General features: G+C 67.5%; 17 protein-coding genes. 11 read left to right on the forward strand and 6 right to left on the reverse strand.

Annotated features, from left to right (window positions below; genetic code table 11):
- The first annotated feature begins 13 nt into the window (after nucleotides 1–13).
- The 3 genes from fliR (at nucleotide 14) to cckA (ending at nucleotide 4,039) form a co-directional block, all read left to right on the forward strand.
- Nucleotides 14–784 carry a flagellar biosynthetic protein FliR gene (fliR, locus tag PIB44_RS04175; RefSeq protein ID WP_025978471.1) on the forward strand — a complete coding sequence of 257 codons (771 nt, stop codon included), beginning with the start codon at nucleotides 14–16 and terminating at the stop codon, nucleotides 782–784.
- Nucleotides 777–1,853, forward strand: coding sequence for a flagellar biosynthesis protein FlhB (gene flhB, locus PIB44_RS04180; RefSeq protein WP_278070526.1), 1,077 nt, complete (start codon nucleotides 777–779; stop codon nucleotides 1,851–1,853). The genes fliR and flhB overlap by 8 nt, the downstream gene beginning before the upstream one ends.
- Before the next feature lie 104 nt (nucleotides 1,854–1,957).
- A complete protein-coding gene (cckA, locus tag PIB44_RS04185) occupies nucleotides 1,958–4,039 on the forward strand; it encodes a cell cycle histidine kinase CckA (RefSeq protein ID WP_376787735.1) in 2,082 nt (693 codons plus the stop codon).
- A gap of 15 nt (nucleotides 4,040–4,054) precedes the next feature.
- On the opposite strand, the gene PIB44_RS04190 is transcribed toward cckA, so the two are convergent.
- Nucleotides 4,055–4,237, reverse strand: coding sequence for a hypothetical protein (locus PIB44_RS04190; RefSeq protein WP_278070528.1), 183 nt, complete (start codon nucleotides 4,235–4,237; stop codon nucleotides 4,055–4,057).
- Between the two features lie 193 nt (nucleotides 4,238–4,430).
- On the opposite strand from PIB44_RS04190, the gene PIB44_RS04195 reads away from it, so the two are divergent.
- The 6 genes from PIB44_RS04195 to PIB44_RS04220 all read left to right on the forward strand — a co-directional run bounded on the left by PIB44_RS04195 (nucleotide 4,431) and on the right by PIB44_RS04220 (nucleotide 9,433).
- Nucleotides 4,431–5,045 (forward strand): superoxide dismutase, encoded by a 615-nt coding sequence (locus PIB44_RS04195; protein WP_278070529.1) that lies wholly within the window; start codon nucleotides 4,431–4,433, stop codon nucleotides 5,043–5,045.
- 167 nt (nucleotides 5,046–5,212) lie between these two features.
- The gene (rpsD, locus tag PIB44_RS04200; RefSeq protein WP_025978466.1) at nucleotides 5,213–5,830 is read left to right on the forward strand and encodes a 30S ribosomal protein S4; all 618 of its coding nucleotides are present in this window, start codon (nucleotides 5,213–5,215) and stop codon (nucleotides 5,828–5,830) included.
- Between the two features lie 158 nt (nucleotides 5,831–5,988).
- On the forward strand, nucleotides 5,989–6,369 hold the full coding sequence (locus tag PIB44_RS04205; RefSeq protein WP_025978465.1) for a lipoprotein: 381 nt from the start codon (nucleotides 5,989–5,991) through the stop codon (nucleotides 6,367–6,369).
- A gap of 236 nt (nucleotides 6,370–6,605) precedes the next feature.
- Nucleotides 6,606–8,834, forward strand: coding sequence for a bifunctional diguanylate cyclase/phosphodiesterase (locus PIB44_RS04210; RefSeq protein ID WP_278070530.1), 2,229 nt, complete (start codon nucleotides 6,606–6,608; stop codon nucleotides 8,832–8,834).
- Nucleotides 8,835–8,921: 87 nt separating this feature from the next.
- Nucleotides 8,922–9,050 carry a hypothetical protein gene (locus PIB44_RS04215; RefSeq protein WP_278070531.1) on the forward strand — a complete coding sequence of 43 codons (129 nt, stop codon included), beginning with the start codon at nucleotides 8,922–8,924 and terminating at the stop codon, nucleotides 9,048–9,050.
- A complete protein-coding gene (locus PIB44_RS04220) occupies nucleotides 9,050–9,433 on the forward strand; it encodes a hypothetical protein (protein WP_278070532.1) in 384 nt (127 codons plus the stop codon). The genes PIB44_RS04215 and PIB44_RS04220 overlap by 1 nt, the downstream gene beginning before the upstream one ends.
- Here the strand turns inward: PIB44_RS04220 and PIB44_RS04225 are convergent.
- From PIB44_RS04225 to PIB44_RS04240, 4 genes are all read right to left on the reverse strand, one after another.
- Complete coding sequence (locus PIB44_RS04225; protein WP_025978462.1) at nucleotides 9,430–9,855, reverse strand: acyl-CoA thioesterase; 426 nt, start codon at nucleotides 9,853–9,855, stop codon at nucleotides 9,430–9,432. The two genes, PIB44_RS04220 and PIB44_RS04225, sit on opposite strands and share 4 nt — an antisense overlap.
- A 20-nt stretch (nucleotides 9,856–9,875) precedes the next feature.
- On the reverse strand, nucleotides 9,876–10,229 hold the full coding sequence (grxD, locus tag PIB44_RS04230) for a Grx4 family monothiol glutaredoxin (RefSeq protein WP_134579900.1): 354 nt from the start codon (nucleotides 10,227–10,229) through the stop codon (nucleotides 9,876–9,878).
- A 121-nt stretch (nucleotides 10,230–10,350) separates the two neighbouring features.
- Entirely contained in the window at nucleotides 10,351–11,598 is a 1,248-nt protein-coding gene (locus PIB44_RS04235; RefSeq protein ID WP_278070533.1) for a hypothetical protein, read from the reverse strand.
- A gap of 166 nt (nucleotides 11,599–11,764) precedes the next feature.
- Nucleotides 11,765–12,145 carry a hypothetical protein gene (locus PIB44_RS04240; RefSeq protein ID WP_134579903.1) on the reverse strand — a complete coding sequence of 127 codons (381 nt, stop codon included), beginning with the start codon at nucleotides 12,143–12,145 and terminating at the stop codon, nucleotides 11,765–11,767.
- 226 nt (nucleotides 12,146–12,371) lie between these two features.
- On the opposite strand from PIB44_RS04240, the gene PIB44_RS04245 reads away from it, so the two are divergent.
- Both PIB44_RS04245 and yczE read left to right on the forward strand, forming a co-directional pair.
- Nucleotides 12,372–12,626 carry a hypothetical protein gene (locus PIB44_RS04245; RefSeq protein ID WP_278070534.1) on the forward strand — a complete coding sequence of 85 codons (255 nt, stop codon included), beginning with the start codon at nucleotides 12,372–12,374 and terminating at the stop codon, nucleotides 12,624–12,626.
- 29 nt (nucleotides 12,627–12,655) lie between these two features.
- Nucleotides 12,656–13,264 carry a membrane protein YczE gene (yczE, locus tag PIB44_RS04250; protein WP_278070535.1) on the forward strand — a complete coding sequence of 203 codons (609 nt, stop codon included), beginning with the start codon at nucleotides 12,656–12,658 and terminating at the stop codon, nucleotides 13,262–13,264.
- Between the two features lie 4 nt (nucleotides 13,265–13,268).
- On the opposite strand, the gene PIB44_RS04255 is transcribed toward yczE, so the two are convergent.
- Nucleotides 13,269–14,897, reverse strand: a complete 1,629-nt coding sequence (locus PIB44_RS04255; RefSeq protein ID WP_278070536.1) for a peptide chain release factor 3 — start codon at nucleotides 14,895–14,897, stop codon at nucleotides 13,269–13,271.
- Nucleotides 14,898–15,000: the final 103 nt, after the last annotated feature.

The following is a 15,000-nucleotide window of genomic DNA, read 5'->3' on the forward strand; positions in this document are numbered from 1 at the left end:
CGAGGGCAGGCGGGTGGAGCCCTATGCGACGGCGGAGCAGGTCTGGACCGGCGGGCTGATCTTCGCGCGCGTCGGCGCCATCCTGATGCTGCTGCCCGGTTTCGGGGAATCCTATGTGCCGCCGCGGGTGCGGCTGTCGCTGGCCCTGGTGCTGTCGCTGGCGTTGTGGCCCATCGTGGCCAGCAGCCTGCCGGCCCTGCCCGCGACCCTGGGCGCCACCGTCGGCTGGGTCATGCGCGAGGTGCTGACCGGGCTGGCCATCGGCGCCATCCTGCGCAGCTTCATGACCGCCATGACGACGGCGGGCGAGGTCGTCTCCCTGCAGACCACCCTCGGCTTTTCTCAGACGGCCAACCCTATGCAGGCCCAGCCGGGCACGACCCTGTCGGCCTTTCTGATGCTGCTTGGCGTGACCCTGGTGTTCGCCACCAACACCCATCATCTGTTCATCGGCGGCATGGTCGGATCCTATGAGGCGATCGCCCCGGCCAAGCCGTTGATCGTGTCGGATTTCACCCAGATGGCGATCCGCACCCTGAGCCAGAGCTTCGCGCTCGGGGTGCAACTGGCGGCGCCCGTGCTGGTTTTCGCCCTGATCTTCAACCTGGCTTCGGGGCTGGTGGCGCGCGTCATGCCCAGCTTTCAGGTCTATTTCGCCGCCGCGCCCTTGAGCGTCGTTCTGGGGCTGTCGGTGTTCGCCCTCAGTCTAGGGGTCCTGGGGACCGTATTCATCGACCGTTATCGCACGGTAGCGGCCTTCTTCACGGGAGGCGCCGTTGGCTGACGGTCCCGATCCCGAGTCGAAAACAGAAGAAGCCACCCCGCGAAAACTCGAACAGGCGCGCAAGAAGGGCGATGTCGCCAAGTCGCCGGACGTGGCGCAGGCCCTGTCGCTGGCGGGCGCGGCCTGGGTGTTGCTGGCGGGGGGCGGCATGTTCGCCACCCAGATCGCCGAGGGGCTGATGCCCTTCCTGTCGCAGCCGCACGCCATGATCGGCGGGCTGGAGGCGGGGGCCGGCATCGAGATCGGGATGCGCGCTGTCTGGGTGGTGACGCCTTTTCTGGCGGCGGTGTCGTTCGCAGTCATTCTAGGCGGGGTCGGGGGCAATCTAGCGCAGTCGGGCCTCATCTTCACCGCCGACAAGATCAAGCCCAAATGGTCCAAGGTGAATCCGCTGGAGGGGTTCAAACGCATCTATGGCCCGGACGGCGTGGTGCAGTTCCTCAAGACCTTCATCAAGCTGGTCGCCATCGGCGCCGTGTGTTTCTGGGTGCTGAACCCGCATGTGCGCGAACTGGAGGCACTGGCCGCCATGAGCCCGGCCTACATCCTGCCGTTCGCGCGCGACCTGGCGCTGGCGTTGATGGTGTCGGCCCTGGTGTTCCTGGGGCTGACGGCGGGCATGGACTATCTGTGGCAGCGGATGCGCTTCGCCAAGCGGATGCGGATGACCAAGGAAGAGCTGAAGGACGACTTCAAACAGTCCGAGGGCGACCCCCATGTGAAGGCCAAGCTCCGCCAGATCCGCATGCAGCGCGGCCGCCAGCGGATGATGCAGGCGGTGCCGGACGCCACCGTCATCATCACCAACCCGACCCACTATTCGGTGGCCCTGCGCTATGAGCCCGATCAGGGCGACGGCGCGCCCGTCTGCGTGGCCAAGGGCGTGGACGCCCTGGCCCTGCGCATCCGCGAGGTGGCCAAGGAGCACCAGGTGCCGATCGTCGAGAACGTGCCCCTGGCCCGCGCCCTCTATGCGGCAGTCGAGGTCGACGATGTGATCCCTCGCGAACATTTCGAGGCGGCCGCCAAGGTCATCGGCTTCGTCATGCAGAAGCGGAAACGGCGGTGAGGGGAGACGGGCGCCACGCCTCTCCCTCCCCGTCCCGGGGAGGGAGAGGCGTCGTGCTAGAAGGTATGCTGACGAACCCTGATTCGCGCGGGCGAGACGCCATGATGATTTCCCGACCCCAAGACAGGTTGAAGGCGCAGGCGACGCGCCGCCCGACGTTCGATCCCCTGCTAGTGATCATGGCCGTGGGCTTCACCCTGGCGGTCGCCGCCATCGCCTATCCGGCCTTTCGGGCCAACGCCTTCAGCGCGCCGGGTCTGATGCTGATCTTCGCGGCGGGCGCCACGGCGCTGATCTGGCTGTTCGCCTTCGGCCGGGCCGAGGTGCGGCGCGCTAATGGCGATACGGCGGTCGAGATGCTGGACGCCCTGGCCGAGCCCGCCGCCCTGGTGTGGCCGTCGGGCCAGGTGCTGGCTTACAACGCCGCCTGGGCCGAAGAGAACGGGACCGTCACCACGCTTCCCAGGTCCGGCAAGGGAGGGGGCAAGTCCGCTCAGGCCCTGTACATGGCCTTCGCCCAGGCGCGTGAAGGCCAACAGGGCCGCGCCATCGTCCAGATCGGCGCGCGCGAGAAGGAGGTCCTCATCGGCCAGGCGGGGCAGGGGCGCTTCCTGGTCCGCGCCGCGCCCGACGCCGTCCTGCCGCTGGCCCCGTCTGCGCCCGCTGCGCCCCAGCCCATCGCCTCGACCGGCGAGGCTCGCGCCATGGCCGCAGGCGCCCCCTTCGGCTCGGCCGTCATCGGCGGCGAAGACCTGTTCGCAGGACGAGCTGAGGAGCCGAACGCGGCCATGGCCCTGCTGACCGGTCCGGCGGCCTCGGGCGACGCCGCCTTCGGCCACCTGTTCGACCCGGCGGGCGTGGCCGAGGCCCGGACCAAGCTGGAGGCCGGGTCGTCCGGCCCGATCGAGCTGATCGCCCGCGCCCACCCGGACCGCCAGCTGCACCTCTATGTCGCGCCCGAAGGCGACAAGCGCCGCGTCTGGCTGTTCGACGTGGCGGCGCAGAAGTCGATGGAGTTGCAGCTCTCGCAGGCCCAGAAGATGCAGGCCGTGGGCCAGCTGGCGGGCGGGGTGGCGCACGACTTCAACAACCTGCTGACGGCGATCCAGCTGCAGCTGTCCGGCCTGCTGGAGCGGCACCCGGTCGGCGATCCCTCCTATGACGGGCTGAACGAGATTCGTCAGACGGCCATCCGCGCCGCCGATTTGGTGCGCAAGTTGCTGGCTTTCTCGCGCAAGTCGACGGTGCGGCGCGAGCGGCTGGACCTGGGCGAGCTGGTCGGCGAGTTCGCCGTCCTGCTGCGCCGCCTGCTGCGCGAGGACGTGCGGCTGGAGACCGACTACGGCCGCGACCTGCCGCTGGTGCTGGCCGACAAGAGCCAGCTGGAGACGGCGGTGATGAACCTGGCCGTCAACGCCCGCGACGCCATGCGCGGCGTGGTCGAGCCGGGCGCGGGCGTGGTCACCATCAAGACGCGCCGCCTGACGGGCGCGCAGGCTCGCGATCTGGGCTGGCGCGACGCGCCCGAAGAGGTCGCCCTGATCGAGGTCTCGGACACCGGCCCCGGCGTGCCAGCGGCTCTGCTGGACAAGATCTTCGAACCCTTCTTCACCACCAAGGCGGTGAATGAGGGTACGGGCATGGGCCTGGCCACCGTCTACGGCATCGCCCAGCAGGCGGGCGGCCACATCACCGTGGTCAACCTGGATGGCGCCGGCGCGGCCTTCCGCATCTTCCTGCCCGCGGCCACGGCCGAGGAACTGGTCGAGGCCCCGGCGGTCGAGAAGGTCGTCAAGGCGCCGCGCGACCTGTCGGGCGCCGGCCGCATTCTGTTCGTCGAGGACGAGGCCGCCGTGCGCGGCATCGCCGCCCGCCTGCTGCGCCAGCGCGGCTATGAGGTGATCGAGGCCGCCGACGGCGAGGAGGCCCTGGTCCTGGCCGAGGAATGGGCCGGTCAGATCGACATGCTGATCTCGGACGTCATCATGCCGGGTCTGGACGGGCCGTCGCTGCTGAGGAAGGCGCGGCCGTTCCTGGGCGACGCGCCGGTCATGTTCATCTCGGGCTATGCCGAGAGCGACTTCTCGGACCTGCTGCAGGACGAGGTCGGCGTGTCCTTCCTGCCCAAGCCGCTGGACATCAAGACCCTGGCCGAGCGCGTGAAGCAGGAGCTTCACGCGAGCTGATTCAGGGCGAGGGCGTCAGGCCCTGAGGTCGAGCCGATCTTCCGACGACCAGCGCCGCTCCCGCGCGGCTTCGTGCAGGGTGTCGGCGAGATCGAGCAACTGATGACGGCGCAGACGTGGAATCACCTCCAGCAACCGCAGGCGCAGGCTTTCCGCTTCGGCGTCGGAGAGGAAGGCGCCGCGAAAACGGACAGGCATGATGCACCATCCTTGAAAAGCGACCGCAATGACGGTCCGGGGCGTGCGGAAAACCGTTATTCGCCGCTTTAGGTTCCGAAAACCGGCCTTGGCTCGACAATTGTGAACAAAGGCGAGGTTCAAGGCTTGGGTATGTCGCGCGCGGCCCTAGATAGGGTCCAGAGGAATCACACGCCGTAAAGAGGAGTCTCCCATGGCCTTCACCCTGCCCCCGCTGCCCTACGCCTATGACGCGCTGGAGCCGGCCATCGACAAGGAGACGATGACCTTCCACCACGACAAGCACCATCAGACCTACGTCGGCAACCTGAACAAGTTCGTCGACGCCACGCCCGAGGCGCAAGGCAAGTCGCTGGAAGAGATCTTCGCGATCATGTCCAAGCTGCCGAAGTCGATCCGCAACAACGGCGGCGGCGTGTGGAACCACAGCCTGTTCTGGGAACTGCTGGCCCCGGTCGGCACGGGCGGCGAGCCCTCGGCTGAACTGGCCGCGAAGATCGACGCCGAACTGGGCGGCATGGACAAGTTCAAGGCTGATTTCGACGCGGCCGGCGCCGGTCAGTTCGGTTCGGGCTGGGCCTGGCTGATCCTTCAGGACGGCAAGCTGAAGGTCACCTCGACCCCGAACCAGGACAACCCGCTGATGGACGACGCGGCCGAAAAGGGCGCCGTCCTGCTGGCCGCCGACGTGTGGGAGCACGCCTATTACCTCAAGTACCAGAACCGCCGCGTCGACTACCTCAAGGCCTTCTGGTCGGTGGTGAACTGGAACAAGGTCAACGAACTGTACGAAGCCGCCAAGGGCTGAGCCTTCGGTTTGCTTGACTCAGGGAGGGCGGGCCTTCATAAGCCCGCCCTTCTCGCATCGGGTTCGTCCCGAGGCGCGATGTCTATTACGGACGATGCGTGGACCGCCGTTGAGATCGCCGCTCCAATAGGGGAGGGGCCGGGCCGCATCATGATGAAGAGTGACATATGTCCAAGCGCCACAGCGCCAAGTACAAGCTCGACCGGGCCATGGGTGAAAACCTGTGGGGTCGCGCCAAGTCTCCTGTCAACAAGCGCTCCTACGGCCCCGGCCAGCACGGTCAGCGCCGCAAGTCCAAGGTCTCTGACTTTGGTCTGCAGCTGAAGGCCAAGCAGAAGCTGAAGGGCTACTACGGCAACATCACCGAGAAGCAATTCGCGGCGACTTACGCCGAAGCCGCCCGCCGCAAGGGCAACACCTCGGAAAACCTGATCGGTCTGCTGGAATCGCGCCTGGACGCCATCGTCTACCGCGCCAAGTTCGTGCCGACCGTCTGGGCCGCCCGTCAGTTCGTCTCGCACGGCCACGTCACCGTCAACGGCAAGAAGGTCGACATCGGCTCTTACCGCGTGAAGGTCGGCGACGTCATCGAGGTCAAGGAAAAGTCGCGCAACATGGCCCTGGTGCTGGAAGCCCAGCAGTCGGGCGAGCGTGACCTGCCCGACTATCTGGAACTGGGCGATCGCGGTTTCTCGGTCCGTTACGGCCGCGTGCCGGAACTGTCCGACGTGCCGTACCCGGTGAAGATGGAGCCGAACCTGGTCGTCGAATACTACTCCTCGTAAGTTCGACGGATCTGCCAAGCTTCTTGGCCAAGGTTCTTTGGAAGGCCCCGGCGTCGCCGGGGCCTTTCTTTGTTCATATTGCGGCCTTGACGGTTCACTTTCGGGCCAATTGAGCGCACAATGGATAATCATCAGGATCGCGCCCAGGGAGGCCGAACATGAGAAGGTCTTTCTTTGGTCTGGTTCTGGCCGCCGGGCTCGCCGCCTGCGCTCATGCGCCGGGCGAACTGGTGCGGACCGAAGGCATGCCGGGCCAGCTGGAGCCGATCCACGCCGCCGCCTTCACCCGCGACCTGGCGGTGTTCCGCGTCAGCTCCAACGGCTGCACCGACAAGGCCGACGTAAAGCCGTTCATTACGCGGCTGAAGGATTCGGCGGTCATCACCCTGCGCCGCCTGGACGAGGACCGTTGCACTCGTCCGGTCAAGGACGGCGTCCAGTTGCAATGGACTTTTGAGGAGCTGGGTCTGCCGCCCGGCGCCAATGTGGTGGTCAACAACCCCTATCTGTTGAACGGGGACGAGGGCGTGACCCAATAGGTCCGATCGAGCTGAATTTTCAGCTTTTGTTAGCTACGCTCAGACAGGCGCGTTTAAGGCCTCGGTCATAGAAGGGCCGACCGTTTTCTCATGTCTGGCGTCTCCCTCGTATGCGCGTCCTCTCGTGTCTGACCGAAGATCACCATTTCGGTCTGGTGGCCTTGGCGGCTTTCATCTGCCTGGTCGGCAGCTGGGTTACCTGCGGACTTTTGCGGCGGGTCAGGGAAGAGCGCGGCGTGCCGCTGGCGTCTTGGGTGTTCCTGGGAGCGCTGGCCGGCGGCGCCACCATCTGGTGCACCCATTTCGTCGCCATGATCGCCTATCGACCCGGCGTCGAGATCGCTTACGAGCCGCTGCTCACCGGGGTGTCCTTGGCTATCGCCATTGTCGGCGTCGGCCTGGCGTTGGGCGGAGCGACGATCCGGGGGCGCTTCATGCCTGCGCTGGGCGGGGCGGTGTTCGGCCTGGCGGTCTCCGCCATGCACTTTGTCGGCATGGCGGCCATGGCGGTGGAGGCCGTGGTGCACTGGTCCTACGCCTATGTCGCCGTGGCCTTGATCGGTTCGGTCGTCTTCGGGGCCGCCGCCTTCCAGTTCAGCGCCCGTGCTGACGACCGGTTCGCTCGCCCGAAGGGAGCCGCCGCCATGGTCATGGGCATCGTCTGCCTGCATTTCACCGCGATGGCGGCGATGACGGTCATCCCCGTCGCCGCCACGGACGGCGTTCTGACGGGGCAGGACGCCCAGCATGTGCTGGCGTTGGGCGTTGCGGGCGTGGGGTTGCTGGTGCTGGGGGCAGGGGCCGCCAGCCACTTTCTGGACAGTCAGGCGCACGCGCTGCACCGTGAGCGTCAACAGTATCTGATCGACAGCAGCGTCGACGGCATGGCGATCGAACGCGACGGGGCCATCATCGCCGCCAATGAAGTCCTGGCGACCCTGCTGGGGATCGAGCGCGAAGCCCTGGTAGGGGCAAGTCTGGAGCAATGGGTCGAGGACGCTCATCGTCTCGGGGACGGCGCGGTGGCCCAGACCGTGCTGCGGACCGAGGCCGGAGACATCGCCGTCGAACTGTCGGCCCGTCGCGACCAGACGACCGCCGGCGGCGTCATGATCTACGCCGTGCGCGATCTGCGCGACCGCATGGCCCAGGAACGGCGGATCGCCCATCTGGCGAGGAACGACAGCCTGACGGGCCTGCCCAACCGGGCCTCATTTCTGGAGCGGCTGACCCGGCTGAAGAAGACGGCGGCGGAAGGCGAGACCCTGGCTCTGTTCGCCCTCGACCTCGATCGCTTCAAGGAGGTGAACGACCTGTACGGCCATGCCGTGGGCGACCAGCTTCTGTGCGTCATCGCCGAGCGGATGAAGGCGGCCCTGCACGAGGGCGAATTCATTGCGCGTCAGGGCGGAGACGAATTCCTGGCCCTGGCGTCGGTCGCCGGCCGGGATCAGGCCCTCGCCGTCGCCGAACGCCTGCGAAAGGCGGTGATGGAAACCGTCACCATAGAGCACGCCGACCTGTCGTGCGGCGCCAGCATCGGCGTGTCGTTGTGGCCGGAAGACGCGCGGGACGTTTCGACCCTGATCAACAATGCGGACCTGGCCATGTATCGCGCCAAGGCCTCGCTGACACAGGACGTCTGCTTCTATGAGGCGGACATGGATCAGGCCGTGCGTGCGCGCCGCCGGGTCACCCAGGCCCTGCGCGAGGCGCTGGAGCGCGAGCAGTTCGAACTGCACTATCAGGTGCAGGCCTCGGTCGAGACGGGCAAGGCGACGGGGTATGAAGTCCTGCTTCGCTGGAAGAACGACGAGGGGCGCTATATCTCGCCCGTAGACTTCATCCCCGTGGCCGAGGAGACCGGGCTGATCCTGCCGATCGGCGAATGGGTCCTGCGTCAGGCCTGCCGTCACGCCGCCGCCTGGGCCGAGCCGCACCGCATTGCGGTCAATCTGTCGCCAGTCCAGCTGAGCCATGTCGACCTGCCGCGTCTGGTGCATCAGATTCTGATCGAGACCGGCCTGTCGCCGTCGCGCCTTGAGCTGGAAATCACCGAGACGGCGATGATCACCGACATGGAGCGCACCACCCATGTCCTGCGTCAGCTGAAGGCGCTGGGCGTCACGGTGGCGATGGACGACTTCGGCACCGGGTATTCCTCCCTGTCGACGCTGAAGGCCTTCCCCTTCGACAAGATCAAGCTGGACCGCTCCTTCATGCTGGAGCTGGACGGAGCGGCGCCCCAGTCGCGCGCCATCATCCGCGCGGTGTTGACCATCGGCGAAAGCCTGTCGATCCCGGTGCTGGCCGAGGGCGTGGAGACGGCCGAGCAGCTGGCCTTCCTGCGCGCTCAGGGTTGTAATGAGGTGCAAGGCTACCTGCTGGGGCGGCCCCAGCCTGAGGCGGACGCCCTGTCGCATGGCGCCGCCGTGATCCCGGCGACGGCCAGAACGGCCGCCTGAGCCGCGCAGCCGCAGCCTTTCCGATTATTCACGTGATCCGGAACGGCGACGCTGGCAGTCTTGGGCCAATCAACACGGGAAAATCCTATGCGTCGTCTCATCATCGCTCTCGCCGCCGCTGCGGTCGCCGCGCCCATGCTGTCGGGCTGCATCGTCATCGCCACCGAGAAGCCGACCACGCGCGTCATCCACTCGGCCCCGGCTGAGGCGAACTGATGCGTCTGGCTGTTGTTCTGGCTGCGGCCGCCCTGCTGCCCCTGCTGGGCGGCTGCGTCATCTATTCGAACGAAGGGGGCGAGAAGATCTCCATCGTCGCCGATCAGAGGACGACGCGCGTCGAGGCGCTTGAAGCCGTCCGCAAGGTCGACTTCGACGGTCAGCGGCTGAATGTCGTGGTCGGCTCCAACGGCTGTACCGAGACCTCCAGTTTCGAGGTCAAGATCAAGGACGGCGAACCGGCCGAACTGACGTTGACGCGCCGTACGCCGGACCTGTGCAAGGCTCTGGTTCCCGAAGGCGTTACGGTCAGCTGGACCTACGCCGAACTGGGTCTTGAGCCGGGCCAGCCGGTGCGCGTGCTGAACCCCATCAGCCTCTAGGCTTGAAACGGCCCCAGCATCTCTTTCGGGATGCGGGCCGGACGCAGGGTTCTGGCGTCGACCAGGCACCATTCGGACAGCCCTTGGGCGCACAGGCGGCCTTGGGCGTCCTCGATACGGACATAGCGGTTGAAGCGCGGCCCCTGCGGATCGCCGACCCAGGTGCGGGCGATCACGCCTGTCGCATCCGGTTCGATGGCGCGCAGGTAGTCGATCTCATGACGCAGGGCCAGCCAGGCCCATTTCGCGCGCGTCTCCTCGTCAAAACGCGCGTTCCAGTGCGCCGTGCCGACATCCTGCAGCCAGCCGACATAGACGACGTTGTTGACGTGGTTGTTCTCGTCGATGTGCTCCGGCCGCACCTCCAGCGGCACGACGAAGACCTCGCGGTCCTCTCGCGGCTGAAGCTGCGGCCGGGCCATCGGTTCAGCCTCCGCTCGGCTTACGCTTCGCCGAGGGCGACGCCCTTCTCGGCCATCAGGGCTTGAAGCTCGCCCGACTGGAACATCTCGCGTACGATGTCCGAACCCCCGACGAACTCGCCCTTCACATAGAGCTGGGGAATGGTCGGCCAGTCGGTGAAGGCCTTGATGCCTTCGCGCAGGGCTTCGTCCTGCAGCACGTCGACGCCGACGAAGGGCGCGCCGACGTGATCCAGGATCTGAACGGCCAGCGAGGAGAAGCCGCAGCGCGGCGAGTCCGGCGTGCCCTTCATGAAGAGCACCACGTCATGCTCAGCCACCGCCTGGGCGATGAAGGCGTGAACGGGATCGGCGGCGGCGGTTTGTTCGGTCACTGTGTCGAAACCCTTCTTGAGGAGCCCGTGAGCTAGGCGCCCTTTGGGGCCGGGTCAAGGCCGGGACAGTGCAGGGCCAGTCCAGGGCCAGTGCAGGGGCGGTGCAGGCGGACTGTCCGCCTCAGGCGGACTGCGTGCGGGCGGTCAGCCGTTCGGCCCGTTCCGCCAGCGTCTGGGCGCCGTATTCGCGCGCGGTCTGGGCGGCTTCAGTCAGCATCAGGCCGACGCCGCGGGGGCTTTCGCCGGTCCACCGCGCCCGGGCCAGCGCGACCCGCGCCAGGCCGATCTGTTCGGCCGCCCAGTCCAGCGGCGTGGCCTTGACCGAAGGCCGCGCCAGACGGCGCCGCAGGCTGGTCTCGATATCCAGCAAGGCGGTCAGGTCGCCGGCGGCGCTGGCGCGGGCGGCGTCCTGGGCCACCCGCTGCTCATGGGCCAGGGCGCCCAGGATCAGGCCGCCGCCTTCGGTGAGGGCCTCAGCCTGGATCAGCACCACCGACGGCAGGGTCTCCCGCTCGGCGCGCATGACCTGGATGGCGGCCCAGTCCAGCGGGCTGTGATCGGGGGTGAACAACTGGGCGGCCACGTCGAACATGGCCTGCGCCTGATCGCGGGCGGCGGGGGCGTCGGCGACGGCCGCCAGGGCCGCCATGCCGGCCGCGCAAAGGGCCAGGGCGCGGGCGCGGCTCAGCGGCCTCTGTTCCGGAGCGGCCGCCTCGACAAGGGCGCGCAGGTCGCGGCCGGCCTGATCCAGCATCTGGGGATCGCGCGCGGTCAGGCCGATGTCCAGAACCAAGGCGGCGCGGTCCAGCCGTATCTCGTCTTCCACGGTGCGCGGGCCCTTCAGGTTGGCCAGCGCAGTTTCCAGCAGGCTGGCGGCCTCGTGCATTTCCGAAAGGCGGCCGGACAGAAGCGCCAGCCGCGCGCGCAGGCGGGCGTGCAGCGCCGCCGCCGCCGCGACCGTATCCACCCGCCGCGCCGCAGGCAGGTCGCTCAACAAATCGAGGGCGGCGGTGAGGCGTTCCGGCCCGCCGCGAAGGTCGAAGGCCAGCATGGCGGTTGCGGCCAGGTCCAGGGCGGCGCGCACCGCCTGATCGCCGTTGGCGGCGTGTTTGGCGGCGTCGCGGCCGCTGCTTTCGGCGCGCTCCAGACTGCCGGGGGCGCCGCAGCGACGCGCGTGCTCGCGCCACAGGGCGGCGGCGCGCAAGGCGGCGTCAAACGGGCGGGTGCAAGACACGCGCCCGGCGTCGGTGGCTTGCTGGCGCGCCTCGACCTCGACCAGGCCCACGCCGATCAGCTCCAGCCACCCAAGGTCGTCGCTGTCGCGCGCCTTCTCGAACAGCCGTCTGAGATCTCTGCCGAATTCGAACATTCGCCTCTATCGCCGCCTGCATCGTCCCGCTTCGGGATCAAGAGGATGATCCCTGGGTCGACCAAGCAAACGCAGCGCCGTTGGAACGGTTCGCCTTAACCATATGCACAACTTTTGGGGCGGCAGGGCGAGGGCCCGCCGCGTTGGGAGGCTGCGCGACGCGGCCTCAGCCCAGGCGGGGCGCCTTCTGACGGCAGCGCTGCAAGGTCGCGCGAGCCTCGGATTCTCCGGCGGAAAGGCGACGCACGGCGTCCAGACGGGCGCGAGTCTGTTCCGTTTCCGCCACGGCGGGATTGCGTCCGGCGACGGTCGCCGCCTGCATGGCCGCCAGCGACCAGTAGAGGGCGGCGTCATAGAGCGAGCGGCCATAACGGCTCTCTCCGCCCTCCAGTTCGGACGCCGCCTGTGTCAAACCGGCGCAACGCACCGCCTCGTCATAGGAGACGAGCCGGGCGCTGGGCGCTGGAGCCGGAGCCTGGGGCGAAGGTTGGGTCTTCGCCGAGGTCTGGGCCAGCGCCATGGCGGCGGTGACGACAAGGATGAACATCAGAACTCCACAGGCGCGGGGAGCGCCAATCTGGCCCTAATAGAGAACCACGTCCCCGTGAAGGATGAAAGACGTGTTCAGCTAAGCTTCAGGTTGCATCCAGGGCGTCGGGCATGGCGCGCCCCTGATCGCCGAGCCAACGCAGGAACTGACGGCGACCCTCCTGCATCCGTTCGGCGCCCTGGTCGCCTTCGTCGGCGGCAAGGGGGCGGCGGGCGCCGTCGCCATGGGCCAGGGGGCGGGCAACGGCCTGCTGGCGGTGGCCTCGGGCCTCCTGCCGCTGCATCTGTTCGGGCGCGAGAACTATGGCGCGCGACAGGCCCTGATGCTGACGCCCGCCCGCTTCGTCCAGGCGGCGGCTCCGGCGCTTTACGAGGTGGTGCTGGATCGCTCGGCGGGGCTGGCCATGCTGCTGTCCAGCGGCGTCTGTCTCGTCATGGCCGCCATGACCTTCGGGCTCAGACGAAAGCCGGACCTGTAATTCCCGGCGCGATCAGGCAGAAGGGGGCCATGTTCATGCGCCGCTTCATCCAGCTTCAATTCGGCCTGTGCCTGTATGGCGTCGCCGCCGCCATGATGGTGCGGGCCAATCTGGGCTTGGATCCGTGGAACGTCTTCCATCAGGGCCTATCGCTGCGCACGGGCATGAGCCTGGGGACCGCCTCCATCCTGATGGGCGTGGTGGTGATGCTGACGTGGATTCCGCTGCGGCAGAAGCCGGGGATCGGCACCCTGTTCAACATCTTCGTCATCGGCCTGTCGATGGATGCAGCGCTGGCGGTTATGCCTGAGATGACGACCCTGCCGCTTCGGCTGGCCTTCATGGCGGGGGGCGTCGTGCTGACCGCCGTAGGCGCGGCGGCCTATATCGGGGCGGGCATGGGGACGGGGCCGCGCGACGGCCTGATGGTCGGGCTGAACCAGCGGCTGGGCTGGTCGATCCGCGTGTCGCGGATGCTGATCGAGCTCAGCGTCCTGGCCGGCGGCTGGCTGCTAGGCGGCTCGGTCGGCGTCGGCACCATCGTCTTCGCCGTGGGCATCGGCCCGCTGATCCAGATCTTCCTGCCGTGGTTCCAGAGTCTGGCGCGGGAAGGCTCGCCCGCCCGCGCCAGCGCGTGATCGGTCAGCCCCGTTCCTTGGTCTTCGAGAAGGCGACCTTGGGGAAGCGTTCGGAAACGTAGCCCGTCTCCCAGCTCGACTTGGCCAGGAAGACCGGGTTCTGGTCGATGTCGGCCGCCATCTGCGGCCGATATTTGCCGGCAAAGTCCTCAAGGTCGGCCTTGGCTCCGGACACCCAGCGGGCCTCGGCGTAAGGGGACGGCTCGAACATGACGTCCAGGCCGTATTCCTCGCCCAGGCGGTCGGCCATGACCTCGAACTGCAGCTGGCCCACGGCGCCGACGATGAAGTCCGCGCCCAGTTCCGGGCGGAACAGCTGGGTGACGCCTTCCTCGGCCAGACCGACCAGCGCCTTTTGCAGGTGCTTGGCCTTCAGCGGGTCTTTGACGCGGACGCGCTGCAGGATTTCCGGCGCGAAGTTGGGCAGGCCCGCAAAGCGCACAAGGCCGCTCTCCGACAGGCTGTCGCCGACGCGCAGCACCCCGTGGTTGGGAATGCCGATGACGTCGCCGGCATAGGCCTCTTCGGCCAGTTCGCGGTCCGAGGCGAAGAACATGATGGGGGCGTTCACCGACAGCTGCTTGCCGGTGTTCTGCACCTTCAGCTTCATGCCGCGCTTGAAGCTGCCCGAGGCCATGCGGAACATGGCGATGCGGTCGCGGTGGTTAGGGTCCATGTTGGCCTGGACCTTGAAGACGAAGCCGGTGACTTCGTCCTTGCTGGGTTCGACCGTGATGTCTTCGGGCGCGGGAGCGTTGCGCGTTTCGGGCGGCGCCTCCTTGCGGGCCTTCATGGTCTTGGGCGGCGGGGCCCACTCGCCGATGGCCTTCAGCAGCTCCTCGATGCCGAAGTGGCGCAGGGCCGAGCCCCACAGCACAGGCGTCATATGGCCTTCCAGAAACGCCTGATGATCGAACGGCTTATAGCCCGCCTCGACCAGTTCCAGCGCATCGACCATGTCGGCCTGCTCCGTGCCCTGGAAGAAGTCGGCGGCCTGATCGAAGGGCAGGGGCGCCGGGTGTTCGCCGTCGTTGTCGGCGGTCTTGCGCGTATAGGGCTGGAAGCGGCCCTGACCGCCGACCTCGGCCAGGCCGCGCAGGCGATTGCCGCTCTCGGCCGGCCACCAGATGGGCGAGGGGTCCAGCTGCAGGCGGGACGCGATCTCATCCAGCAGGGCCATCGGGTCCTGCGCTTCGCGGTCCAGCTTGTTGATAAAGGTGATGATCGGAATGTCGCGCAGGCGGCAGACCTCGAACAGCTTCAGCGTCTGCGGCTCGATGCCTTTGGCGGCGTCCAGCACCATGATGGCGCAGTCGGCGGCGGTCAGGGTGCGATAGGTGTCTTCGGAGAAGTCCTCGTGCCCCGGCGTGTCCAGCAGGTTGAACATCTTGCCGTCGTGCTCGAACGTCATGACCGAGGCGGTGACCGAGATGCCCCGTTCCTTCTCGATCTTCATCCAGTCCGAGCGCGCCCGGCGGTTCTCGCCGCGCGCCTTGACCGCGCCCGCCGCGCGCACGGCGCCGCCCGCCAGCAGAATATGCTCGGTCAGCGTCGTCTTACCGGCGTCGGGGTGAGCGATGATGGCGAAGGTCCGACGGCGATCGGCCTCCTGGGCGAGGGTCAGTTTGGACATGGAGCTTCCTTTAGGACGCGCGACCTAGCGCGCCGGGGCTCAATTGTCGACGTTCACGATGCCGTGAGAGACCCTTCGCCTATGAGGGTTATTCGAGGCATCC

This window comes from Brevundimonas sanguinis (genome assembly GCF_029636725.1).
Classification (GTDB): Bacteria; Pseudomonadota; Alphaproteobacteria; order Caulobacterales; family Caulobacteraceae; genus Brevundimonas; species Brevundimonas sanguinis.